This is a genomic window from Pectobacterium sp. F1-1 (assembly GCF_025643735.1).
Taxonomy (GTDB): Bacteria; Pseudomonadota; Gammaproteobacteria; order Enterobacterales; family Enterobacteriaceae; genus Pectobacterium; species Pectobacterium colocasium.
On the sequence record NZ_CP104733.1, the window covers coordinates 3294231 to 3318194 of the forward strand.

At 51.2% G+C, this 23964-nt stretch carries 21 protein-coding genes, 1 tRNA gene and 5 pseudogenes; 10 read left to right on the plus strand and 17 right to left on the minus strand.

Features of this window, described 5'->3' with window-relative positions:
* Positions 1-4: 4 nt before the first annotated feature.
* A complete protein-coding gene (locus NAL19_RS14680) occupies positions 5-2374 on the plus strand; it encodes a fimbria/pilus outer membrane usher protein (RefSeq protein ID WP_263057727.1) in 2370 nt (789 codons plus the stop codon).
* 4 nt (positions 2375-2378) lie between these two features.
* Complete coding sequence (locus NAL19_RS14685; RefSeq protein ID WP_317630325.1) at positions 2379-3401, plus strand: spore coat U domain-containing protein; 1023 nt, start codon at positions 2379-2381, stop codon at positions 3399-3401.
* On the opposite strand, the gene fadJ is transcribed toward NAL19_RS14685, so the two are convergent.
* The 3 genes from fadJ to NAL19_RS14700 all read right to left on the minus strand — a co-directional run bounded on the left by fadJ (position 3394) and on the right by NAL19_RS14700 (position 7455).
* Positions 3394-5577: a fatty acid oxidation complex subunit alpha FadJ gene (gene fadJ, locus NAL19_RS14690; protein WP_263057729.1), complete on the minus strand. Its 2184-nt coding sequence runs from the start codon at positions 5575-5577 to the stop codon at positions 3394-3396. The genes NAL19_RS14685 and fadJ overlap by 8 nt on opposite strands.
* Positions 5574-6887, minus strand: a complete 1314-nt coding sequence (gene fadI, locus NAL19_RS14695) for an acetyl-CoA C-acyltransferase FadI (RefSeq protein WP_263057730.1) — start codon at positions 6885-6887, stop codon at positions 5574-5576. The genes fadJ and fadI overlap by 4 nt, the downstream gene beginning before the upstream one ends.
* Before the next feature lie 271 nt (positions 6888-7158).
* Positions 7159-7455: a YfcZ/YiiS family protein gene (locus NAL19_RS14700; RefSeq protein ID WP_225085294.1), complete on the minus strand. Its 297-nt coding sequence runs from the start codon at positions 7453-7455 to the stop codon at positions 7159-7161.
* A gap of 382 nt (positions 7456-7837) precedes the next feature.
* Here NAL19_RS14700 and fadL point away from each other — a divergent pair, with 382 nt between their 5' ends.
* The 3 genes from fadL to NAL19_RS21850 all read left to right on the plus strand — a co-directional run bounded on the left by fadL (position 7838) and on the right by NAL19_RS21850 (position 9902).
* Positions 7838-9148 carry a long-chain fatty acid transporter FadL gene (gene fadL, locus NAL19_RS14705; protein WP_263057731.1) on the plus strand — a complete coding sequence of 437 codons (1311 nt, stop codon included), beginning with the start codon at positions 7838-7840 and terminating at the stop codon, positions 9146-9148.
* A gap of 296 nt (positions 9149-9444) precedes the next feature.
* Positions 9445-9747 (plus strand): RidA family protein, encoded by a 303-nt coding sequence (locus NAL19_RS14710; protein ID WP_263057732.1) that lies wholly within the window; start codon positions 9445-9447, stop codon positions 9745-9747.
* Positions 9744-9902, plus strand: a complete 159-nt coding sequence (locus NAL19_RS21850; RefSeq protein ID WP_411561437.1) for a hypothetical protein — start codon at positions 9744-9746, stop codon at positions 9900-9902. Before NAL19_RS14710 ends, NAL19_RS21850 begins: the two co-directional genes overlap by 4 nt.
* 148 nt (positions 9903-10050) lie before the next feature.
* Here the strand turns inward: NAL19_RS21850 and mqo are convergent, their stop codons facing one another.
* Positions 10051-11634 (minus strand): malate dehydrogenase (quinone), encoded by a 1584-nt coding sequence (gene mqo, locus NAL19_RS14720; protein WP_263057734.1) that lies wholly within the window; start codon positions 11632-11634, stop codon positions 10051-10053.
* Between the two features lie 362 nt (positions 11635-11996).
* On the minus strand, positions 11997-12758 hold the full coding sequence (mlaA, locus tag NAL19_RS14725) for a phospholipid-binding lipoprotein MlaA (protein WP_225085298.1): 762 nt from the start codon (positions 12756-12758) through the stop codon (positions 11997-11999).
* A 440-nt stretch (positions 12759-13198) separates the two neighbouring features.
* On the opposite strand from mlaA, the gene NAL19_RS14730 reads away from it, so the two are divergent.
* Together NAL19_RS14730 and NAL19_RS14735 are read left to right on the plus strand one after the other, a co-directional pair.
* A tRNA-Arg gene (locus tag NAL19_RS14730) sits at positions 13199-13273 on the plus strand.
* A 179-nt stretch (positions 13274-13452) separates the two neighbouring features.
* Positions 13453-14082 (plus strand): annotated as a pseudogene (locus NAL19_RS14735) (tyrosine-type recombinase/integrase); the annotation flags it as partial.
* 234 nt (positions 14083-14316) lie between these two features.
* On the opposite strand, the gene NAL19_RS14740 reads toward NAL19_RS14735, so the two are convergent.
* The 3 genes from NAL19_RS14740 to NAL19_RS14750 all read right to left on the minus strand — a co-directional run bounded on the left by NAL19_RS14740 (position 14317) and on the right by NAL19_RS14750 (position 16474).
* The gene (locus NAL19_RS14740; protein WP_225088192.1) at positions 14317-15108 is read right to left on the minus strand and encodes an NPP1 family protein; all 792 of its coding nucleotides are present in this window, start codon (positions 15106-15108) and stop codon (positions 14317-14319) included.
* Positions 15109-15325: 217 nt separating this feature from the next.
* Positions 15326-16081, minus strand: a complete 756-nt coding sequence (locus tag NAL19_RS14745; RefSeq protein WP_317630326.1) for a hypothetical protein — start codon at positions 16079-16081, stop codon at positions 15326-15328.
* Positions 16082-16207: 126 nt separating this feature from the next.
* A complete protein-coding gene (locus NAL19_RS14750) occupies positions 16208-16474 on the minus strand; it encodes a hypothetical protein (RefSeq protein ID WP_263057736.1) in 267 nt (88 codons plus the stop codon).
* 524 nt (positions 16475-16998) lie between these two features.
* On the opposite strand from NAL19_RS14750, the gene NAL19_RS14755 reads away from it, so the two are divergent.
* Positions 16999-17538 carry a hypothetical protein gene (locus tag NAL19_RS14755; RefSeq protein WP_225085301.1) on the plus strand — a complete coding sequence of 180 codons (540 nt, stop codon included), beginning with the start codon at positions 16999-17001 and terminating at the stop codon, positions 17536-17538.
* A 105-nt stretch (positions 17539-17643) separates the two neighbouring features.
* Here the strand turns inward: NAL19_RS14755 and NAL19_RS14760 are convergent, their stop codons facing one another.
* From NAL19_RS14760 to NAL19_RS14785, 6 genes and pseudogenes are all read right to left on the minus strand, one after another.
* On the minus strand, positions 17644-18216 hold the full coding sequence (locus tag NAL19_RS14760; RefSeq protein ID WP_263057737.1) for an alpha/beta hydrolase: 573 nt from the start codon (positions 18214-18216) through the stop codon (positions 17644-17646).
* A 66-nt stretch (positions 18217-18282) separates the two neighbouring features.
* Entirely contained in the window at positions 18283-19665 is a 1383-nt protein-coding gene (gene dbpA, locus NAL19_RS14765) for an ATP-dependent RNA helicase DbpA (RefSeq protein WP_263057738.1), read from the minus strand.
* Positions 19666-19783: 118 nt separating this feature from the next.
* Positions 19784-20158, minus strand: a complete 375-nt coding sequence (locus NAL19_RS14770) for a substrate-binding domain-containing protein (protein WP_263057739.1) — start codon at positions 20156-20158, stop codon at positions 19784-19786.
* Position 20159: 1 nt separating this feature from the next.
* On the minus strand, positions 20160-20294 hold the full coding sequence (locus NAL19_RS14775; RefSeq protein ID WP_411561400.1) for a hypothetical protein: 135 nt from the start codon (positions 20292-20294) through the stop codon (positions 20160-20162).
* A pseudogene (locus tag NAL19_RS14780) lies at positions 20294-20545 on the minus strand (iron chelate uptake ABC transporter family permease subunit); the annotation flags it as partial. The gene NAL19_RS14775 and the pseudogene NAL19_RS14780, both read right to left, overlap by 1 nt.
* Positions 20542-20826: pseudogene (locus NAL19_RS14785) on the minus strand (hypothetical protein); the annotation flags it as partial. The pseudogenes NAL19_RS14785 and NAL19_RS14780, both read right to left, overlap by 4 nt.
* Here NAL19_RS14785 and NAL19_RS14790 point away from each other — a divergent pair.
* Positions 20816-21841, plus strand: a pseudogene (locus NAL19_RS14790) (LLM class flavin-dependent oxidoreductase). The pseudogenes NAL19_RS14785 and NAL19_RS14790 overlap by 11 nt on opposite strands.
* Before the next feature lie 359 nt (positions 21842-22200).
* Complete coding sequence (ypdK, locus tag NAL19_RS14795; RefSeq protein ID WP_099606229.1) at positions 22201-22275, plus strand: membrane protein YpdK; 75 nt, start codon at positions 22201-22203, stop codon at positions 22273-22275.
* A gap of 219 nt (positions 22276-22494) precedes the next feature.
* On the opposite strand, the gene NAL19_RS14800 is transcribed toward ypdK, so the two are convergent.
* The 3 genes and pseudogenes from NAL19_RS14800 to NAL19_RS14810 form a co-directional block, all read right to left on the minus strand.
* Entirely contained in the window at positions 22495-22701 is a 207-nt protein-coding gene (locus NAL19_RS14800) for a YciI family protein (RefSeq protein ID WP_225088193.1), read from the minus strand.
* Positions 22702-22804: 103 nt separating this feature from the next.
* Positions 22805-22912 (minus strand): annotated as a pseudogene (locus tag NAL19_RS14805) (hypothetical protein); the annotation flags it as partial.
* 103 nt (positions 22913-23015) lie between these two features.
* Entirely contained in the window at positions 23016-23861 is an 846-nt protein-coding gene (locus NAL19_RS14810) for a prepilin peptidase (protein ID WP_263057740.1), read from the minus strand.
* Positions 23862-23964 lie beyond the last annotated feature (103 nt).

Here is a 23964-nt window from a genome sequence, read left to right on the forward strand (position 1 = left end):
TGGCATGAAGCGTAAAACAAGTGCCTTCCTTCTGCTCATGTACGCGCCATCTGCGCTGTTTTATTCTGCGACGATTCTCGCGGAAGACTATGCCGATCTTCCTGCGCCCCCCAGCGCCATGCCTTCACTCAGCGAATCCGTTTATTATTTGACGATTTCCGTTAACGGACAGAGCGATAATCAGGTCGTGCCTGTCACATATCGTGACGGGAATTATTATGTCGATGCGGCAACACTGCGTCAGAATCACATTCGTCTGTCGGAGCAAAGCGTGGGGCAGATTAATATCAGCGCCCTGCCCGATGTCACTGTCGATTACGATCAGACCATACAGCAGCTAAAGCTCACCGTGCCGATGCACTGGCTGCCCGAGCAATCCGTCGAAGGTGGGGGACAGGATATGGCTCGTTTCCCCGCCCGCAGTAGCCCTGGCCTGCTCTTCAACTATAACCTTTATTACACCTCGCCCCGCGGCAGTTCGGATTCTCTCAGTAGTTGGATGGAACAGCGCTTTTTCAGCCCCTACGGAACCTTATCCAATACGGGAATCTACTATTTCACCTCGGGCAACAGCACTTCGCAGCAAAATGGCTATCAGCGCTTCGATACCTATTGGCGCTATAACGATAACGAACGCATGATCACCTATCAGGTTGGCGACCTGATTAGCAACTCCCTGACGTGGAGTAACTCGGTACGTATGGGCGGCCTGCGTGTCGCCCGCAATTTTGGCCTTCGCCCGGATATCGTGACCTATCCGATGCTGCAATACACCGGTACCGCCGCTGTGCCCAGCACACTTGACCTGTTTATCAACGGTTATAAAGCCAACAGTACTAGCCTGAACGCAGGTCCATTCACCCTCACCAATACGCCTTACCTGAACGGCGCAGGGGAAGCGACCGTCATCACCACGGACGCACAGGGGCGACAGATTTCCACCACCATCCCCTTTTACGTCTCCAACGCGTTGCTGAGAGAGGGGTTGAGCGATTTCGATCTGTCCGTTGGCGTTCTGCGTCAGGACTATGGCATACAGAATAATTCCTACACTGACGATCCTGCCGTCAGCGGCATCTATCGCTACGGATTGACCAATAAACTGACGGTATCGACACATGGCGAAGCGGTAAAAGATCTCTATCTGCTCGGCGCGGGGGTAGATTTTACCGTCGGCCGCTGGGGAACGCTGAGTTCTTCCTACAGCCAGAGCGAAAAGGAAGCCACCGGACACCAATACACCACGGGATATTCTTACTACAGTTCCGCCTTTGGCATGAGCGTTCAACACGCTAAGCGCAGTGAGAAATACCGCGATTTAACCGCCGTGCTCACAGAAGGCCGACTCAGTCGGGAAAGCTATCAGGCGACACTCAACAGCCAGCTGTTTGGTGAAGGCAATGGCTCATTCGGCGTGGGTTACTTCGACATCCGCGCGTACGATTCAACCCGTACCCGTCTGCTGAATTTCTCTTTCAGCCGTCAGGTCTGGCAGGACAGCTCCATTTACCTCGCCTTTAATAAAGCGCTGGGAGAAAACGGCTACAGCGCCCAGCTCCAGTTCGTGATGCCTTTTGGTAGAAACGGCAGCATCAATGCCGGGGTTCAGCGCGACAGCAATGGCGATTATTCACCGCGCGTAGGGGTGAACCGTACCGCGCCGACAGAAGGCGGATTTGGCTGGAACGCCGCGTATGGCGCAGGAAAAAACCCTTATCACCAAGGCTCGCTGAACTGGCGTGGCCCTTATGCCACAATGGCTGGCGGAACCTATGGCAACGAAGGCGATACCACGCAGTGGGGGGAACTGAGCGGTTCGCTGATCTACATGAACGGGGGGCTTTTCCCCAGCAACCGCATCAACGACGCCTTTATTGTGGTCGATACCGAAGGATACCCCGATGTCCCGGTAAAATATGAAAACCAACTGGTGGGGAAAACGAATAAACGCGGCCACTTACTCGTACCGTGGGTGGTATCCAACTACCCCGCGAAACTGGAAATCGATACGTTACAGCTGCCAGCCAACGTCTCCACACCGCAGGTGGAATCACGCGTGTCGGTCAAAGAAGGCAGCGGCACCATCGTGAAATTCCCCGTTCATGTCGTGCGAGCGGCCAACATTAAGCTGCGCAATACGGATGGCAATCCGCTCACCATCGGCACCTGGATAACCGACGAAATCAGTGGCGACACCACCATCAGCGGCTACGATGGTCTGGCCTACTTCACCAATCTGGGAACCGCTAATCGCTTACGTTTCAAACAAGAAGACGGACGGCTTTGCCGGGTGGAATTCTCACTGCCGGAATCACAGACCATGATGGCGACCATCGGCCCACTCACCTGCCAGACGACTGACCCAAAAGGATAACATGATGCTGACCACGATACCGACAATCCAGCACGTCTTCCCCGCCAACCGGCGATCTGCCCGCTGGCTGCGTCTGGCTTTCCTGCTGATGGCGCTGTATTACGCCCCCTTTGGCTACGCCGCCTGCACGACGCCACCAAGTTCCACTACACTGGGGCCTTATGCTTCTTCCGTTGTCGGTGTTAATGGAACACCCCAAATCATGGCCTCGGGGAGTGGGTTTCGCTGTACGGGAAGTTTGTTGAGCCTAAACAGCACCAATACCATCACCGCCACAATACAGAGTGACAGCAACCCCAGCGGCACCACCATGCGGATGCGCAGAGGGACAAGCTCAGACTACGTTCCCTACAGCCTGTGTATGGATTCTGGCTGCGGTACGCTCTATAACATCGGTTCGACCTACACCTGGAGCCAAACCACCTTTCTGGGGATATTAGGCCTGTTCAACTCATCGGACGGCTCCATACCGATCTATATCCGTACCAGTATTGGCAACAACGTCTCCGCCGGTACCTATACAGATACGGTGACGATCAAATGGGACTATCGGCTTTGCTCACTAGGGGCAACGGTATTAGGTGTGACGGTCTGCGTTTACGAGGAAGGAACAACGACCTCAACCCTCAACATTACCATGAACATCACCAATGATTGCCAGATCACCAGCGCGCCGAATATCAGCTTTGGCACAGCCGCGTTTCCCGCCGATTTCGCGGCGGTCAGCAATAGCCTCGTGGTGCGTTGTACACTGCTGGGCGCGTATACCGTCAAGCTCGTCAGTACGCATCCCGACGATGCCAACTGGCGCAGAATGACGGCCACGGTCGGCGGCACCCCTTACTACCTGCAATATCAGCTCTACCGCACTGGTAATATCGCCTGGACCGAAACAAACGATTACAGCGGAACGGGTACGGGGATTACACAGAGTATCCCGTACACCGCCCGCATTAACGCCAGTCAGGCCAGCCAGCCGGAGGGAGCCTATAAAGACACCGTCACGATCAACGTCACGATTAACTAGCGCTATCGTCCTCATCGATTGGCGGATAAAACGTCCGCCGCTCTTCCCGCATCGCGAGCAAACGTTCACAGGGGGCAAACCGATCTCCATACTGCTGTTGCAGCACCAGCAGCGTTTTCACTACCGTTTCCACTCCCAGACGATCCATGTAGTGGAATGGCCCGCCGAGGAAAGGAGGGAAACCAATACCGAATACGGCACCGATATCTCCATCGCGCGCACATTGGATCACGCCTTCATCCAGACAACGCGCGGCCTCATTTAACATCATCATTACACCACGCTGGCTGATGAGCGCGGGATCGATATGGGCTTTCGGCGTCACATCCAGCAGAGGGTAAATCGAGCTATCCACCTCTCTCCCCGCGTGCCAGAAACGGCGCGTTTTATTGTATCGATAGAACCCTTTCCCATTCTTTCGCCCTTTACGTCCGTCTTTCAGAATTGCATCAAACGCGGGTGGGGAGGTGAAACGTTTACCCAGTTCTTCGCTTAACACCGGCACAATTTTGGTCGCGACATCAATACCGACCTCATCAAGCAGCGCGAGCGGGCCGACAGGGAAGCCAAAGCGCACCAACGCATAGTCAATCGATTCAATCGGTTCCCCTTCCAGTAAGCAGTAAGCCGCTTCGTTGATATAAGGCGCTAATATGCGGTTCACATAAAAACCGGCGCTGTCGCCCACGACGATCGCGGTTTTCCCCTGCTTTCTCGCCAGAGCCACCGTCGTTGCCACCGTCTCTGCGCTGGTGTGCGCGTGAGGAATCACCTCAACCAGCGGCATTTTGTCCACCGGACTAAAATAGTGCAGGCCAATAACCTGCTGCGGACGACGCGCGCCCTCCGCAATCTGGTGGATGGGCAGCGATGAAGTGTTTGACGCGAATATCGTATGCGGCGCGGCATGATCTTCAATCTCCGCCACCATTTGCCGCTTCAGCGCCAGATCTTCAAAGACAGCCTCAATGACGATATCCGCATGTTCAAACCCACGATAGTCCGTACTGCCGGAAATCAACGTCATCAACCGCTGACGCTCCGTCGGCTTCATCCGTTTACGCTGGACGCGCTTGGTCAGCAGTTGCCAGTTGTACTTCAGCGCATGGTTGATGCCCTGCTCATTAATATCTTTAATGCGCACTGGCAACTGCCCGCGCGTCGCCGTCACGCTGGCGATCCCTCCCCCCATCAACCCACCGCCAAGAATGCCGACGTAGTGAATCGGCTTGGCATCAGAAGCCGCACCAGCGGTTTTCTTTAAGGCGTTGGAAGCAAAGAACAGATGGCGTAGCGCGGCAGATTCCGGCGTCATGACCAGCTTGCCAAACGCTCGCGCCTCCTGACGGTATCCTTCTTCACGGCCTTTTTCGATTCCCCGGCGCACCACCTGAATAATCTTTTCGGTAGCCGGATAGTTGCCGTGTGTTTTCGCACGGGTTTTGCGTTTCACTATTTTGAACAGCACATGGCGAATGCCCGGACTGCTCAGCAGACGAGAACGCCAGCCCAGCGGCACGGCTTTGCGTTTTCCTTTTTTGAGGATCTCTACCGCGGTCTCCAGCAGGATATCGTGCGGGACAGCTTCATCAACTAGCCCCTGTCGTAACGCCTGACTCGCGCGGAGATGACGACCGGTCAGAATGAGATCCAGCGCGCTATCCAGGCCAATCAGCCGTGGCAAGCGCTGCGTTCCGCCCGAGCCGGGAAGGAGCCCAAGCTGCACTTCCGGTAGCCCCAGCACCGTCTTTTCATCCAGCGAGCAAACGCGATAATCACAGGCTAATGCCAGCTCCAGCCCACCGCCCAGACAGGCACCGTGAATCGCAGCCACCACGGGGAACGGCAGTGCAGCAATCTGATCGAACGTTTCCTGCCCTTGCTTCGCCAAATTTTCTGCCTGTTCAGCACTGCTGCACTGATCCAACATGGTGATATCCGCACCAGCGATAAACGAGTCAGGTTTGGTGGAAATCAGAATCAGCCCCCTGAGCGTCGCATGCTGTCGCGCCTGCTCGAAGACGGAGAGAATCTGCTGCGCAAATTCGCTTTTTAGCGTGTTCACCTTCTCGCCGGGCACATCAATGCCGATCACGCCAATGTTGTCTGGCCGAATAGTGAGAGAAAAGGCCGAGGAGCTTTCCGTTACGGTAGGGAAAGGCTGTTGATCGTTCATGGCGTCACCTCCAGTACCATTGCCACGCCCAGCCCACCCGCCGCGCAGGCCGTGGTTAATCCCAGCCCGCCGCCGCGACGGCGCAATTCATTCAGCGTTTGGGTAATCATCCTCGCGCCGGTAGCGGCAAAGGGATGACCATAGGCAATAGAGCCGCCCAGCACGTTGAACTTGGCGCGGTCTACTTCACCCAGCGCGGCATGTCTGCCCAACAGGGTGCGTGCGAACTCATCGCTGGCAAACAGTTTGAGGTTGGCCAGCGTCTGGGCGGCAAAAGCCTCATGCATATCAATGAGCGTCAAATCAGCCAGTGCCACGCCAGCCCTTGCCAACGCAAGCGGAGAAGCATAAGCCGGCCCCAGCAACATATCACGCTGTACGCCAATGGCGCTGAATGCATAGCTGCGCAGGTAGCCTAGCGGCGTGAGTCCCAGACTTTTAGCCTTGGATTCACTCATCATTAAAACGGCCGCCGCGCCATCCGTCAGCGGCGTACTGTTAGCCGCCGTGACCGAACCATGTCGGCGATCGAACGCCGGGCGTAAACGGGAATACTGCTCCAGTGCGGAATCATGGCGCACATTGTTATCTTCGCTTAGCGCTTTCTCATACGGTGGGACGTAAGCCGTCATCACTTCATCGCGCAACACGCCAGATTCCCAAGCCTGTGCCGCCAGTTTGTGCGAACGGTGCGCCAGTTCATCCTGCTCTTCACGTGTGATACCGTAGGTTTTTGCCATCTGTTCCGCGGTATCACCCATGCGCAACCCAGTGGAATACTCCGCCACGGCAGGCGCAACCGGCAGCAGGTCTTTCGGGCGCAGACCGCTTAACAGTTTCAACTTCTGGCCCAGCGTTCTGGCTTTGTTCATATCCACCAGCGTTCTGGCCAGCGCTTTGCTGACACCAATAGGCAGCACGGAAGAGGAATCCGCGCCGCCGGCAATACCGACTTCCACCGTACCCGCCATAATACTTTCTGCCACGTTGGCGACCGCCTGAAAACTGGTGGCACAGGCGCGCGACACGCTGTAGGCATCGGTATGTACGCTCATCCCCGTACCGAGCACGATCTCTCTGGCGATATTCGGCGCCTCGGGCATTTGGACCACCTGCCCGAACACCACTAGTTCGATCAATGCAGGATCGATACCCGTGCGAACCAGTAATTCACTGGTGACGAGCTTCCCTAATTCGAGGGCGGGTACGCCATGATAGGCCGTTGCCTGCCGGGCAAATGGGGTGCGTAATCCGCTCACGAACGCAATGCGATCGCCACGGCGGGTTATCAGAGGTAATACCTCACTCATAAACGCTCCTGTTAACCGAAAATACTCCCGTTAACCAAAAATACTTCCGTTAGCCAAAAATAAATTGCGAGCACAACAGGTCAGACCTGATTTCATTGTTAACCAGATGGTTACATTACGCAAAGGCACGCAACACAAAAGTGTGAAGAGCGTGGGGTAGCCGCGAACAAAAGTGAAGAAATAGCCACAACAGAAGGGATAGAAGCGAGGTAAGACGTCAGAGGAAACCGTGACGGGCAGAAGCCACAGAAGGCTCCTGCCGGGACAAAAATTAACGCAGGCCGAGCTGGAAAATCATCGTTTCAGCCTGGCAGCTGAACGTAAAATCGATGTCCAGCTTAACGCCACCGTCTACGTCTTCCAGCGTGCTGACGATGTCGCAAGGTTCGGACTCTACCGCACGCGCTTTTGCCGTCAGAGCGGTCAGCGCCGCTTCCGCATCAGAACGATCGCCGAAAACTTTGCTGTAAGACGCCGTGCAATCGGTGTTATCCATAATTGTGCCGACATCGACACAGCAGCAGGCTGCGGTTTCCTCAGCACTGCATTTGTTGATTACGTTCGTCATGATTCTTTCCTCTTAAAACGCGGGAGATATGATCCAGTTCAAATATTTTCTATCTTCCTTATATTTTACTCCCTCATCCCAAAGCAGTACCAGCACTTCATGCCAGACAGTAATTTTAGTGATATCAATCACATTAGTGTGTTATATGGCAGTAAAAACCACGTAATATCTCTTCACACAAATTAACCAAAACGTTAAGCAGATCTAAATTTTGCATCATTTTGGAAATATTCTTAACACATGAGCGCAACATTATCGTATTCCCAACTTATACTTTGGCAACTGGTCTGATTTGTCTGGCTAAGTGCGCCCCCTACAATGCGCGTCCCTTGTTACCCCGTGTAACAACGTTAAATAACAAGCATATAAAGAGGTTTTGGTCATGAGCCAGAAAAACCTGTTCAAACAATCCACAATTGCTGTTGCGGTGGCACTGTTCTCAGCAAATGTATCAGCAGCTGGTTTCCAGCTAAATGAATACTCCTCATCGGGTCTGGGCCGTGCATTTTCTGGTGAAGGTGCCGTAGCCGACAATGCGGCCTCCGGCAGTCGTAACCCAGCGACCATGACCATGTTTGACCGCCCGTCATTCTCCGGTGGCGTCACCTATATCAACCCGGATATTGATGTTCAGGGGAAAAACTCTCTGACAGGGCAAAATACCAGTGCCAAAAATATCGCTCCGCACGCCTGGGTACCGAACCTGCATTTTATCATGCCGCTTAATGAACAGTGGGCAATCGGCGCTTCTGCCACCACTAACTATGGCTTAGCAACAGAGTTCAACGATACCTATGCCGCAGGTTCCATTGGCGGGCAAACCGACCTGATAACGTCAAACCTGAATCTGAGCGCCGCCTACCGTCTTAACCAGCATTTCAGCTTCGGTCTGGGTGTCAATGCTGTCTATGCTGATGCCAAGATTGTTCGCCGGGCAGGTGAATTGGCAAATGTGCCTACCGCAGTTGGTGGGTTACAAGGGGTCGTCGCTGGTCCTTCTTCAGAAATAGCTCGTCTGGAAGGTAAAGAATGGGGATACGGCTGGAACGCCGGTATTCTGTATGAAGTGGACGAAAATAACCGCTTCGGTCTGACCTATCGTTCTAAAGTCGATATCGACTTTAACGGCGATTACAGCAACAACCTCCCAACAGCAGTAACAGCATTGAACGGTACGGGTGGTGCTAAGATTCCTGGCAAGCTAACGCTCAATCTACCAGAGATGTGGGAGGCCTCAGCCTACCATCGCGTAGCACCGAAGTGGGCAGTGCACTACAGCCTGGCCTATACCAGTTGGAGCCAATTCCAGGAACTGAAAGCGACGGGTAGCAACGGCCAGACTCTGTTCCATAAAGATGAAAGCTTCCGTGATGCTTACCGTATCGCACTCGGAACCACCTACTATCATGATGATAACTGGACGTTCCGCGGCGGTATCGCCTTTGATGACAGCCCGGTACCAGCCGACAAACGTTCTATTTCCATCCCGGATCAGGATCGTTTCTGGCTGAGTGCAGGTACCACCTATGCCTTTAATAAAGACGCGTCTGTGGATGTTGGCGTATCCTACATGCACGGTAAGCAAGTTGATATCAGCGAACCTATCTCTGATAGAGCAGGTTCGCCAAGCTACACGTTCAGCTCCAAAGGTAAAGCCTGGCTGTACGGCGTGAACTTCAACTATGCGTTCTAAAAACGATGCGTTCTAAAAACGATGCGTGCTAAATAAGAACAGACGTTCTCATTCTCTTCACGAAGAACGTGATAAAGCAGGTAAGGCAACTTACCTGCTTTTTTATTGCGCCACGTTATCTTCGCCACCAGAAACAAAAGATCGGCATAACAGCAACCAGCATCTACTCGCTAGAGTCCTTTCCTGAAAAACGTATTTTTGTTTCCGTCATTGCTGTGCTAAACATAACCACGTTGCATTTTTACAATTTCGCAACAAACAGATAAAGACCTGATTCATTACTGCAAGGAGCACACATGAAACGACACTTTTCCCTAGCCTGCCTGACCGCATTGCTGATCATCATCTCACCCTCGACGTTCGCACGTGATTATTTGAAAACGGATGAAACCCAGAAATTTGGTATTTCACCGGGCGTAGTAACCGAAGGGGGTAAGACAGTTTGGATATCAGGTCAAGACGGTTTATACAACGAGCAAGGCAAATCGATGGCCGGGGATTTTGAAGGCCAGGCGAGAGTCATCTTTCGTAGCATCGATGCCATTGCCAAGAGGGCTGGGGAAGCATTAAGGACGTCGTTAATATTACGGTATACCTGACCGATCCGAGATTATTAGAGCCGTTACGCCCTATTCGTCGTGAGTTCTGGCCAGACGGCAATTTTCCTGCCAGCACAACCATCACGGTACATAGCCTCCCGTCCGTTGGGATGATGCTGGAAGTCTCCGCTGTCGCGGTCATTGGCGACAACTAAAACAGCATAGCGCTCAGCCAGCATGGTCAGAACGTTAAAATGCTGTCGTCCGCCGAACACATGCATGCAGAGCATGCGATATACTACTGTGCCATCATAAATAAGGCCGCTTTCGCGGCCTTATTTCGTTCTTTGCGGCTAATACCGATTACTCAGGTTTAACCTCAATATAGTCCAGGCCCAGCGTGCTGCTGGTGTAGCTGCGGATTTTATTGGTCATGTCAATATTACCGTTCAGCTTCTGGCCATAAGATGGAATGATCTCTTTCAGTTTGCCCTGCCATTCTGGCGTCGCCACTTTATCTTTAAAGACTTTTTCGAGCAGGCTCAGCATAATCGGCGCGGCGGTAGACGCGCCCGGAGAAGCGCCCAGCAGTGCCGCAATCGAACCATCCTGAGAACTGACGATTTCCGTACCCAGCTTCAGTACGCCGCCTTTCTCATCATCTTTCTTGATAACCTGAACGCGCTGGCCGGCAATCACCAGTTTCCAGTCTTCTTTCTTCGCGTTAGGGAAGTATTCCTGCAACGAGGCAAAACGATCGTCGTCATCCATCATGACCTGACCAACCAGATATTTCACCAGATCGAAGTTATCCAGACCCACGTGCGTCATCGGCATCACGTTGGAGAAGGTCACAGAGCCGATCAGATCCCACAGCGAACCGTTTTTCAGGAACTTACTGGAGAAGGTAGCAAACGGTCCGAACAGCAGTACCGGCTTACCATCAAAAATACGCGTATCCAGATGAGGAACGGACATCGGTGGCGCACCAACAGAGGCTTTACCGTACACTTTTGCCATGTGGCGTTTTACGATTTCCGGATTTTCGGTTACCAGGAACTCCCCCCCTACCGGGAAGCCACCGTACAGATCGGCCTCAGGAATACCGGATTTCTGCAGCAGCGGCAGTGCCGCCCCGCCCGCACCGATAAAGACAAACTTCGCCTTAATCACGCTCTCCTTCTCGCCGTTCTTCAGATCGGCGTAAGTCACGCTCCAGGTGTTGTCCGCGTTACGCTTGATATCACGCACTTCTGAATTCAGGTGCAGCGCAAAGTTGGACTTGGTTTTCATCGCGCCAACCAGCTGGCGGGTGATTTCACCGTAGTTCACGTCAGTACCAATAGGCATGCGGGTCGCCGCAATCTTCTGAGCCGGATCGCGACCTTCCATCACCAGCGGTGCCCATTCCTTGATCGTGTTGGGATCGTCAGAGAATTCCATGCCACGGTACAGCGTGCTGCGCTGCATCGCATCATAGCGGTGTTTCAGGAAGGTGGTGTTCTCATCGCCCCAGACAAAAGCGATGTGCGGCACGCTATTGATGAAAGAGTGCGGGTTATTCATCACACCGTTTTTCACCTGATAGGACCAGAACTGGCGGGAGACTTCAAAGGCTTCGGTAATTTCCAGCGCTTTGCTGATATTGATTGGGCCGTCGGGATTATCCGGCGTGTAGTTGAGTTCCATGAAGGCCGAGTGACCCGTACCGGCATTATTCCAGCCGTTAGAGCTCTCTTCCGCCACGTTGTCCATACGCTCAACCATATCGATAGACCAATCTGGTTGCAGCTCCTGTAAATACACACCCAGCGTAGAGCTCATAATGCCCCCGCCGATCAGCACCACATCCGTTGTCTTCTCTGTCGTTTTAGCCTCTTCAGCCATCGCCAGTGGTGCGTTAACCACCACGTTCAGGCAGAAGAACATAGCAAGTAGTTTTTTCATGCTTATATCTCTATTTTTATAAGTGCAGGTAAATAGAATTCCAGGCATTCATTAACACACGACCGCACCACCATCAGTTAAAGGCATCATTTTTATGACCTTTTTGTTAATCACCTTGCTAACAAAAAAATCAGCGTGCTGACACATTTCAGCCATGATGGACATCAGTAGCGGTTAACGACGTTGCATTATTGTTATCTGACGGCAGGAAATAAATTTTAGTAAGTAAATAAATGGACAACAAAGTAATAACTTTTAAGAAACAAACCACAGAATCAGTAGGGTAAAAGTAAGTTTAGTAGTGTTTTATAAAAGCAACAGGCACCCGAAGGTGCCTGTGAAAAGCGCGATGCGATGCAAGACTATTGCGCTGAATCGATCTCGTCGAGCGAGTCTTCAATCGCTGCCGCATTTGGATTCTTCTGCGGGGTTATTTGCCCATCGCTGGCGAGGAAATCATGCCGTTGGAAGTAAGCCTCACGCATCATCAAATAAGGATCGGAAGAGTTGCGCAGCAAACCGTCGGAATCCAACAGTTGCGCACGCGTTTCGATCCCTTCGATAGCCCATTTGCCCGCAGACATCCAGAGCGTCAGATAGCTCAGCATCGGATACAGCGTATCCACTACGCCACCGCCGTCTTCACGGGGCGTCGCGCTACCGTAGCCGGGCACCACGACATAAGGCCCGTAACCCACGCCATAGTTACCCAATGTGCTACCAAAGCGGCGAGATTCTTCTTTCGCCAGTTTCGGATTCGCCATTGACGCGACGTCAATCAGACCGCCCATCCCGAGTAGGGTATTCAGGAAGAAACGGTTAAAGTGAATCATCGCTTTATACGGTTTGCCTTCAACGAAGTAGTTCACCATCGTTGCAGGCTCTTCCAGGTTGCTGAAGAAATTCCCCAGCCCATTACGCGCGGGCTTCGGTACATAATCGCGCCAGGCAACAGCCGCAGGACGCACCAGATAAGGATCCAGAACGTCATAGTTAAAGCTGAACATGGTACGGTTAAAGCCTTCAAGCGGATCGGAACGACCTTCTTGATCGCGATCCCCGGAACTGGCGCAGCCGATCAGTAACACGCTGGCAAACACCACCCCACTCAGGCGGTAATTCATATCTGTTCTCCCTGATTTATAGTGTGCTATACCCGCGACCGAAAATGGGTATTCCCAGTATCAGCCCCAGCCTATCAGGCTGAGCGACAAGGACGGGATATCGGCCAACAGTGTAACATTTTATGGCTCCATCGCTACGTTGGCTTACGTATTACTGCATTTTCAGAGGTTTGCCATTTTTCTTATGGGGCAGCTCACGGCATCGTTCGACACGCGCTCCAGCGTGGACGACAGCCCAGTATTTCATTACTCCACTCACAGCATAGCACTGCCAGCCTAAACCAGTGAGCTACGCCACATCATCCCACGTAACACGCGCAAAACGACGTGAAGCGAGGAAAAAGAACGCTCATAAATCCTCTGATTGCCGACACTTTGAGCAAACGCGCCGTTAAGTGCTTATTCTCAGAGCGAAAATGCGTATAATAGTCGGGCTTCACGTCTCCATAGTTAAATGGATATAACGAGCCCCTCCTAAGGGCTAGTTGCAGGTTCGATTCCTGCTGGGGACACCAAAATCTCGCCTACGAACGTCCATTAAAGTCTATTTTTTCCATACTATTCATCAATTTGACACAACCAGTCCGTCTACTAAAATCTACTCAGTTTTACCGACATCCACGCTATTTTGTTGGTATCAATGTTGGCATGGTAAGTTCGATAATGCAGATACCATCACTGTGGGAGATTTTCTATGGCACTCACTGAGGCAAAGGCCAGAAATGCAAAACCTGCGGAGAAGTCCGTCAAACTGACTGATGCAAATGGTATGCACCTGCTGGTTCAACCTAACGGCTCTAAATACTGGCGTTTTCAATACCGTTTTGCAGGTAAGCAAAAAATGTTGGCATTAGGTGTTTATCCTGCGGTTTCTTTAACGGAAGCCCGTCGCAGAAGGGACGAAGCCAGGCAACAGATTGCCAATAACGTCGATCCCGGTGAAAAGAGAAAAGCGGAAAAGGTTGAAGAGACAGGTTTACTCACCTTTGAAACCGTTGCCAGAAGCTGGCATGCCAGCAATAAAACCTGGTCTGAGGGGCACCGGACTCTGATTCTCAATAGTCTGACAACGCACGTATTCCCAATTATCGGGCAAAAAAACATCGCAACCCTTAAAACCCGCGATTTGTTGATCCCTGCTAAAAATGCAGAAAAAACCGGACATCTGGAACTGGCTTCTCGCTTGCAACAACGCATCACAGCAATCATGCGTTATGCAGTTCATAATGATCTGATCGACGTTAATCCGGCTTATGATCTGGCAGGAGCCATCGCTACGGCTAAAAGTGTCCACCGCCCCGCTTTGCCTCTTGAACACATTACGTGGGTAGGATCACCCTCTATCTGCATTGGGGATATGCAACGGTACTCTACGCGGCGGTGGGTTTTGTGGTGATTGCTATCCTGTTCACACTACAACAGAAAACACCAACAAATGCCGAACAGCATTAGTACATTCCCATATCTTATTCAGCAATAATGTTATTTCGTAGAGGAATTTACCCTCTAAAAAATTCAAATGAGAGAGGTAGGTTTCACAATACCTCTCTCATTATGATTATTTCGATGCCGTTATGCTATCATTTGTAAACTCTGGATAACCGGCAGGCCGACCATTATTAAGGTTATTCATGAAATTGTTGTCTTTAAGGGGAATAGAAGCTGAACCGTAGTCAAACGCATTTAATCGGTTACGCAATTCTTGATTATTAATGCCATCTCCAGACATGGAGTACCAGCTGATAATATCCGGTGTAACAAATTTATTATACGGATTTTCCGCTTGCTCATTCGTTTTAGAAAAACGGAAGGCATGGGTTAACAAGCCATCTTTGTGATAAACAAATTTCAGATGACCATCCTGTTTATCGATACCCGATGCATCTTTGGTCGTTAATTTACCGTGTGCACTGTAGCTACCATGTGTCACGACGCCATTTTTAGTCCAAATGGCAACATGTTCCCAATCATGACGGTGGCCTGAGTTTACGCCACTTAATATCTGGTCTTTTAAAAAATAGAGCGCATAAAAGCTGCCACAATAGCGAGCACCGCCGGAATTAACACAGGCATATCGGTGCAATGTATTTGACGAATCGAGGAAGTTACTCCATCGGCATCCGCCCGTAATATTCCCTGTCGGTTTCAGTCCGCCGTTCTGAACACCATTACGGCTTACGCCAGCGCTGGGAAGACAACCATCCGTATCAAAATCAAATACCGGCGCAATCGCCCGCGCATCAATGCCTGATGGCAAAGCCTGATTCAATTTAGGAAACGTGTCCGCCTGTGAAGAGAAAGTCGCGAACAATATTGAGCATGCCAGAACTGTTTTCTTTCCTGAAAGCATATTAACTCCTTTAGCAAAGGATAGTCCTTTGAAAACCAATATCATCACTTGCCATAAAATTAGCCATGATGAAAGCGTAGGAAATAACACTTTTAACAAGAAAGAAAAGGAAATAAAAATCATTTATTTCCAACAATGAACAAAAATATATTTAGCCTGCAAAATAATGCAGGGAATTTACTGATAGCATCAGCCTGGCCACAACTCGCCAGCGCGTTTACTCTCCAACCACGTTATAACGCTGGGTTGCCGTATCGAAACGATATTCCAGCAGAATATCGCCTCCGCCGTGGGAATAACAATTCAGCATAATGCTGCGATTATCTCCACCATTTTCAATATTCATATAAATCGGTGTCATGAAAAAGCCAAACTGGCATTGCTGAAAGTCAGGCTCAAGAAGCTGGTCGACATTACCATTCTTCTTGTTAATCGCCTTAATTCCCTCAACGACCATCCCCGTATCGCTGTTTTGATACACACCAACAAAGCTGTGAGTCGCCGTTTGCCCCCAGAAAGGAATATCGACTTGCCCTTCGATCTTGGCAGGCTGCGTACTGTCATCAAAGGATGCCACACGCCGTAAGCTAACATCATAGCGTGCTTTCCCGTTCGACCACTCGCCGCTGAGCCCCTCCCCCGTTTCCGTCAATGTAAACGGGCAATGTGTTACGTCAGTGTCCGACTTAACCGCCTGAACGATATACTTATCATAATCCTGCGGGGTATGGATTTCGCAAAGCTGAAGCGACGTTCCCGATAGCCGCCCATACAAAGGGATCGGCGCTCTGTATTTATCGTAAAAGTAACTGCCCAGAAGGTTCTTCTCTTGGTCGATACTGTATTTCTGCAATGAGAAATGTACCGGATAAGGCCCGATTTGGCCTTCGTAGTTACTCACAACATACCAGCCGGCATGTGCGGTTGCCGTCCACAATCCACAGGCTATTAAGGTTGATACCGCTAATTTCATCATATTCACCTTGTCTACCCGTCATACTTCAAGCTGCTCGTGCATGGGTTTATCTGCAACTCGCGCGGTATTGGTTATCTGTAAATCATGAAGCAAAAGTGTTCAAAAACGGCTTAGCCTATCAGGCTAATCATGATGGCAGCAGGGGCAGATCTCCACCTCAGACACCGTCATCGCTGTTGTTCCCTCGCAATCCCATTCAACACGCACGGGGAGCGATTCCGGCCCTGAATGGTGCAAATATTTATTGACCGGGCTTTCCGTCATACCGGTAATTATCTCCGTGGCGATAAGTTCATTACCAACAAAAACGCGGGCTGTCGCCTGTGACGCTTCACGGGTTTCACCAGATTGCCGATACAAATAGTTAACCGTCAGTTTAATACTGGGCATAAGGCTTCTTAAGACAGGGAAAAGACGAGGAAAACAGTGTATCGCGTTCCCCCGCGCTTGTAGAGCATATACGTTTCAAACCCGACCACTGCTTTATGCTAATGCCATGATAGTTTTCTATTTTTTTAAAATGAAGATATTTGGTCACATAACATCACACGATTGGTAATCAAAAAGTTAAATCTTATACCTTTTGGGTATTAATGAAGCTGAAAAAACCGCCGATACCTTTTGCGATAGGGTGTTTTTTAATGCAATTGCATTTTGCATAAATAGTGTTTGGCATAAATACTGTTTTACATTAACCGTGTTCTGAATGAGCCACTTAGCTAACGTCATATTGTTGAATAACAGGAAATTATACTCCGCAGATTGATGTCTCTTCAAAGGAAGACAATCCTCTGCCTGTGTTGATAGTCTGAATGTCAACGATTGCAGTATTCGCATGTGGTTTTAACACACTGAAGTAACTCACTGGTAAAAACCATTACCAGCATTAAATAGATATAAGAAGGAGTTATACTGTGGTGATTCCAGATATTCAAATCGTGAATGCAACAACCCCGGCGACCATGCCTCCTATTGGTGCTGCTGCCAACCCAACAGTCGTTGCCGCTATCAGCGCGGGGAATAAAACTGACACATCAACAAACTCCGACTCGCAAAATATGCAGGGCTCGAACGAGAGCACCAAAGTCACGCTGTCTTCTCAAAAGAAACGTGCGTCTCAGGAAGATGATACTCCGAAGACTGAACACACCAAAACACAGCAGAAAGCCGCGACTGAATACTCTCTGGCAATGACAGGTATTCCTTTGTATAACGGCAAGCTCATTTCCATTGTTAAATACCCGGACGGTAACTCTGAGATGTTTGATGCCTTTACAGGAGAACGCATCACACAAGAAGATCTGGCTCTCATGGGTGCGCTTCATAGTTCTGGTGGAGAACAGGTATTACATTTCGAGAGCAAAACATCCTATAGCAATTTATCTGCGGCCGAAGTTTATCAGCAGATTCAGGAAATGTTGCATGGTTCAGGCAGTGAGGAAACCCTGTCTTAATGAAGGTATGGTGCCAAGACAACTAAATTCACTGCCCTGGCATTAAAGGGAAATATAACGTTCTTTTAATAATGGAACACGGCTACTCAATAGAAAATCGGCCTATTAACGACGAGCAATGAGTTTCTCTGAAAACTCGGCTAATCTTGTCAGGCCGTATTCCCATGAGCCAAACCCCGCCTCAGCATTAATATGCCCAGCTTCACCGACATCAACCAGTTCGCTATCCCACGCATGCGCCCAGTATTGGGCGCGTGTAAAACTCATCAACGGATCGTTATGGCTGGCAACGGTCAGCGCCGGAACGGGCAACGGCGTAGCCTGAATACGCTCGTCAATCTCAAAGCGCATGGGTTCGGCAGGCGCCACCAGCATCACACCGGCAATCCCTTTCTGACTTTGTTGCACAACATGACAGGAAGCCAGAGCGCCAAAGCTATGGCCGATCAGAATGACAGGTTGTGTACAGACGCTAAGCTCACGGCGGATCGCCAACACCCAACGATCCAGATTGGCCTGATACCATTCCCGCTGGCGTATATGGTGCCAGTGAGGAAAACGCCGTTCCCAATGACTTTGCCAGTGCTCATCATCGCTGTCTCGCAGACCCGGCACCAGTACCATTGTTAGCTGCTGGCTCACGTCCGTCAGCCGCCGATCGATTTCTGTTGTCTGCACGCCATTAACACTCCTGTCTGTTACCCAGCGACGTCATTTTATTCTGTCTGGTATATCAGCCACCGGTTACTTTAACAATCTGGCCTTACAGCTTTTTCCTTTGATTTTACCTTTCTGGAGCTGCTGCAACGCGCGTTTAGCGCTGGCTTTACGGATAGCGACATACGCATGCAGCGGAAACATATCAATCTTCCCCACTTCTGCTGCCGTTAATCCTGCATCGCCAGTTAATGCACCGAGGATATCGCCGGGACGGATTTTCGCTTTTCTGCCCCCATCAATACACAGCGTCATCATCTCAGGTTCCAGCGTAACCTCGCCGGTGCGGCCAAGGCTATCCGCCGATGCCCATTTAATGCGCATACCGAGATAGTCTTCAATCAAATTAGCGCGGTTCATTTCCTGTGGCGTACACAGGCTAACGGCCAGACCCTGCATTCCCGCACGACCCGTTCTGCCAATGCGGTGAACGTGGACTTCAGGATCGAAAGCTAGCTCAAAATTCACGACTAGCTCCAGCTCTTTGATATCGAGACCGCGAGCAGCAACATCAGTTGCCACCAGCACACGACAGCTGCGGTTAGCAAAGCGCACCAGAACCTGATCGCGATCGCGCTGTTCCAGATCGCCATGCAGCGCCAATACGCTAATCCCCCGCATGTCCAGCGCATCAAACACGCTTTGGCAGTCGCGCTTGGTGTTACAGAACACCACACAGGAGGAAGGCTGATGATGACCCAGAATAGCAATCAACAGCGGCAGGCGCTGCTCTTTCGTCGTCTCATAGAAACGTTGTTCGATGGCCGACTCTTCCACATCATCTGCAACCTCGAAACGCTGCGGCTGAAGCTGAACGCGCGCGCTGATCTGTTCGATCTCTTCCGGGTACGTGGCAGAGAATAGCAGGGTTTGACGATCGGACGGCGTATAGGAAATCACATCATCAATCGCGTCAGTGAAACCCATGTCCAGCATGCGATCGGCTTCATCCAGCACCAGCACTTTCAGGCTCTCCAGAGACAGTGACTGCTTACGTAAATGATCCTGAATACGCCCTGGCGTTCCGACGACAATATGTGGTGCGTGAACCAATGAGTCGAGCTGCTGGCCCATCGGCTGACCGCCGCATAACGTAAGAATCTTAATGTTTTGCGCAAAACGAGCCAGACGACGCAGCTCTTTGCTGACTTGATCGGCCAGTTCACGCGTCGGGCACAACACCAGCGCCTGCGTGGTAAAGTCGCTTACGACAATACGATCCAACAGCCCGATGCCGAATGCCGCCGTTTTGCCGCTACCGGTTTTCGCCTTGGCACGCACGTCTGCACCACTCAGAACGGCTGGCAGCGTCGCCGCCTGAACAGGCGTCATTTCGGTATAGCCCAGTTCATTAAGATTGGATAACTGCTGTGCTGGCAGCGCGAGGGAAGAAAAAGAGGTTGTACTCACAGTGATTACTCTACCAAGGACGAGATAACGAAAGGTGACGCCGAGCCAAAGAGCGACGCAGATATGCCGCAATCATAGCAGAGTTCATCATCGTTGACCGATTTACCTCTCGTCCCCGCTAAAACAACGAGGCGAATCCTTTGTTCACCAGAAAATTCTGCCCTTCCGGCGATAAAAGATAGTTCGCCAGCAGCCGTGCCTCACGTCGGGCTGGCTTCATAATGGCCAGCATGTATTCGGCATCAATACGATAGGGATCGGGCAAGTGAACCACATGCAGGTCAGGTTGATTGAGAAGCAACGGTAGATAACTGGCATAGCTAATGTGCATATCGCTCTGCCCGCTCCGAATCAGGTAACTTCCCGCCGTCATGCCAGCCAGAATCGCCGTAATCTCTCCTTCCCGACAGCACAAATTCAACGGTGCAAAAAAACCCTGTCCCTGGCGGTAGCCATACACCAGCATTTCTGTCGATAACCTGATAGCAGACATGTTAGCGTCCTCTCTCCTGCCGCTGCGTCTTATATAACAGCACGGCAAAAAGTGGCGCGCCAAGTAGCGCCGTCAGAATGCCCAGCGGAATCTCGGCTTCACTGAGCGTGCGCGTCAGATCGTCCACCAGCACCATAAAGCCGCCCCCGCACACCAGGCTAATAACACGCGGGGTAGACGGACGCTCCACACCACTTGCCGTTCGATATCACCAAGCAGCGGTTTTTTTCCGAACAGCAGATCGTTGCCAGACAGCGGTTCGACAAGGATCTGGACAATGCGCCACGGGGATAAGCTAAAATGCCCTATCCCCAGTGAGCACACGGCAATCAGCAGTGTGGACACCACCACCGTTAGCAGCGTGATCCGGTAGGTGCGATAACTCATTGCGCTGCGGAGGCTTCCGCATGGTAGTCCATACGATAAAAGCGTTGATAATACGCATCGGCGGCTTTTTGCATATCAATATCGGCAAAACGTTCAGGGTACAGCTTTTTCGCCATCCACAGTTCGCCAATCGCCAATGCTTCTGGCATCCGGTAACCCCAGGCTTTGGCGTATTCCGGCATCAGATACACGCGATGTTGTTTCACCGCATCAATTGCCTGCCAGGCCGGATCGTTGACGATCTGTTTCACGACCTCCGGGTAGCGATCCTTGAAGAAAATCGGCTTTTTATCATTCAGCCACTGGGCACCCTCGCAGCAGTCTGGCACGCGTTCCGCGGCTGACGCCTTACTGCAATCTATGGACCTCGCTGTTGCCGCAGAGGAACTGGGCGCTGACGGCGCTTATTTCAGGGTGCACCACTTTGCCCGTCAGTTGGGTTCCCCCTTCCCGCTGCTGTCAGCGATTGGCGCGAAAACTAAAAGCATCGAAATTGGCACTGGCGTCATCGACATGCGCTACGAAAACCCACTCTACATGGCTGAAAACGCCAGCGCCGCCGATCTGATCGCTGGCGGACGCTTGCAGCTCGGCATCAGCCGTGGTTCGCCTGAGCAGGTGATCGATGGCTGGCGCTACTTTGGCTACCAGCCGACAGAAGGGGAATCGGAAGCGGACATGGCACGGCGTCACACCGAGATCCTGCTGGATGTACTACGTGGTGAAGGGTTTGCAAAACCGAACCCGCAGCCAATGTTCCCGAATCCACCGGGCCTTTTGCGTCTGGAGCCTTATTCTGATGGGCTACGTGAGCGCATCTGGTGGGGGGCTGGCTCGAATGCCACGGCAGTATGGGCAGCAAAACTGGATATGAACCTGCAAAGCTCCACGCTAAAAGACGATGAAACAGGCGAACCTTTTCATATCCAACAAGCACAGCAAATTCGTGCCTATCGGGCCGCCTAGGCTGAAGCTAGGCATACACGTACGCCACGCGTCTCCGTCAGCCGCAGTATTTTTGCCCTGATGGATCATCGCGATCGCGCCTATTTTGGCGGGAGCAGTAACGATAGCGACAAAGTCGGTTTCCTGGATGAAAAAACGCGTGCGATCTTCGGGCGCAGCTATGCCGCCGAACCGGAAGCACTCATCCGGCAGTTAAAACAGGATGAAGCGATTGCCGAAGCGGATACGCTATTGCTCACGGTGCCGAACCAACTGGGCGTGGATTACAATGCGCATGTTATTGAAGCGATCCTGACACATATCGCCCCCGCAATGGGATGGAGAGAGTAGGTCTGCTGTCTGACGCACTAAGGCCTGCTCAACAGGCGTCAAAAAACCGAAGATAAGGGCACCAAGAATCGGGGGAATTGAGGGCTATTTTCACGCCTATTCCCCCGTTTTTTTCAGGCTCTGAAAGGGCTCAACGCTTTTTAATGCTATTTTGAAAATATAGTTTCTGGACCTCTTGAATTCCCCCCCTCACTCGGCGTAGATTTAGCGCCGATCCCGTCATAACTGGTGTGATTCTGGTGATGACAACGGGAAAGATTACCCTTCGGTGACATAGCCGGCTGCGTAATAATTTCCTTCCATAATAAAACGCACAATCGGGATCGTTGCTGGCGTGGTTTCTGCTGGAGAATAAATCGGTGAAGTATTTTTTTATGGGTATCTCATTCTGTTTAGTCGTTTGGGTGAGTACCTTTATGCTGATGGTAGAATAACCTGTCATTTGCCCGACAAAGATTTATTCATTGAAGGGCACACACAGAGATAAAAAAGGCTGATGGTATTTATACCCTCAGCCTATTTTTATGGCCGTCATTCACCATTCAGTCAATGGTTCGGCATGACGCTTGCTCTTCTCTGGATCTTCCCCTGTCACCGTGACTAAAGTGATAGTGATGGACAGCTAAATATGAATGACTGAGCCAATATCATAGTTAAAGTATATTTTGCAGTAATTGAGCCTTCATACTGGCTTCAAAGGGAATAATATCAGCGGTAGCAATATTCAACTTCTGGAATGGATCCTGACTAAGGCGTTCTTCTAACGATTCAACACTGTCGCATTTTGCCAGTATGACTCCACCGTTTCGAGGGATTCTCCTTCCTGACGCGAGAAACACGCCATCTGAGTTAATGCCGATCGTTTAAGGATCGAGATACCGGGGGCTACCACGGTGCAAGGTATCCCTGCGGGAACCTCATCACCGTGTTTCCCCCTAAATCCACGTTTAAGTGAACAACATTACCATCTGAGTAACCTTTTTTAAGCCACTCAACATGAGCAGGAATTTGCGAATCAACCGCTTCCAAGGGTTTTATATACGTTAAAACCACTACATAAATGATACCCATTTTAAAGTCCTTATAGAAAGAAAGCGTTAAAATGGTATCACCGAGGGAGGTCGTGCTAAAGAACGTAGCCACTTCCCACCATAATCGAGAAAGCCACTGCCCTCTACAGATTGAACCCGTTCATCATCACGCTGAACACGCCACCTATTGCCAGCCAGGGGCCAAAGGCCAGCGGTTTAGCCGTATCTTCTTTACGCAATCCACGCCAAATAAGCGTCACGATCAGACCACTCAGCGCCGCCACCAAAACCAGATTCGGTAATGCCTGCCAGCCCAGCCAGGCTCCCAGTGCAGCCAGCAACTTAAAATCACCGTACCCCAGCGCGTCTTTGCCAGTGGCATATTTAAATACCCAGTAAAGTAGCCACAGGGACAAATAGCCCGCCATCGCACCGACCACGGCATCACGTAATGGAACAAATGTCTCCGACAGGTTAAACAATAGCCCTATCCACAAGAGCGACAGCGTAAGCACATCCGGCAGCAGCAGCGTTTTTATATCAATAACGGTCAGCACCACCAGAAAGGACAGCAGGATTAACGCCGCACACAGCGCCATACCGGGCAGCCACAGCAACCCCGCAGCCAGAAAAGCCAGCATGGTGATGGCTTCCACCAGCGGATACTGTACAGACACCGGTTGATAACAGCAGCGGGAGCGACCGCGTAGCCACAGCCAACTGAACAACGGGATGTTATCCTTCACCGCAATCGCCTGCTGGCAGTGCGGGCAGGACGAAGGCGGCCACCACAGGTTATAGCGCGTAGCCTGCCCGGCATCCGTTACGCCGGTTTGCAGCTCGATGTCTTGCCGCCAGCGCCGTTCCAACATAATCGGCAAGCGATAAATCACTACGTTCAGAAAGCTGCCAACAATCAATCCCAATACGCCCAGCGCACCATACCACCATGCTGGAAACACCTGTGCGAATTCCCTTAAATCATCCACGTTAGTCCCTGATTGTTGATAAAGAAAAGAGATAAGTTAGCGGTTTATTTTTGCAGTCGGCTACACCGCGATGACAGCGCGCGTTTCTCTTACCGCGCTCGTC

Coding starts and splice junctions, on each gene's coding strand:
- NAL19_RS14680 (WP_263057727.1), top strand. CDS start 5: ATGAAGCGTAAAACAAGTGCCTTCCTTCTGCTCATGTACGCGCCATCT.
- NAL19_RS14740 (WP_225088192.1), bottom strand. CDS start 15,108: ATGCTTTCAGGAAAGAAAACAGTTCTGGCATGCTCAATATTGTTCGCG.
- NAL19_RS14685 (WP_317630325.1), top strand. CDS start 2,379: ATGCTGACCACGATACCGACAATCCAGCACGTCTTCCCCGCCAACCGG.
- fadJ (WP_263057729.1), bottom strand. CDS start 5,577: ATGAACGATCAACAGCCTTTCCCTACCGTAACGGAAAGCTCCTCGGCC.
- NAL19_RS14700 (WP_225085294.1), bottom strand. CDS start 7,455: ATGACGAACGTAATCAACAAATGCAGTGCTGAGGAAACCGCAGCCTGC.
- NAL19_RS14710 (WP_263057732.1), top strand. CDS start 9,445: ATGAAACGACACTTTTCCCTAGCCTGCCTGACCGCATTGCTGATCATC.
- mqo (WP_263057734.1), bottom strand. CDS start 11,634: ATGAAAAAACTACTTGCTATGTTCTTCTGCCTGAACGTGGTGGTTAAC.
- NAL19_RS14770 (WP_263057739.1), bottom strand. CDS start 20,158: ATGTCTGCTATCAGGTTATCGACAGAAATGCTGGTGTATGGCTACCGC.
- mlaA (WP_225085298.1), bottom strand. CDS start 12,758: ATGAATTACCGCCTGAGTGGGGTGGTGTTTGCCAGCGTGTTACTGATC.
- fadL (WP_263057731.1), top strand. CDS start 7,838: ATGAGCCAGAAAAACCTGTTCAAACAATCCACAATTGCTGTTGCGGTG.
- NAL19_RS14775 (WP_411561400.1), bottom strand. CDS start 20,294: ATGGTGCTGGTGGACGATCTGACGCGCACGCTCAGTGAAGCCGAGATT.
- fadI (WP_263057730.1), bottom strand. CDS start 6,887: ATGAGTGAGGTATTACCTCTGATAACCCGCCGTGGCGATCGCATTGCG.
- NAL19_RS14745 (WP_317630326.1), bottom strand. CDS start 16,081: ATGAAATTAGCGGTATCAACCTTAATAGCCTGTGGATTGTGGACGGCA.
- NAL19_RS14750 (WP_263057736.1), bottom strand. CDS start 16,474: ATGCCCAGTATTAAACTGACGGTTAACTATTTGTATCGGCAATCTGGT.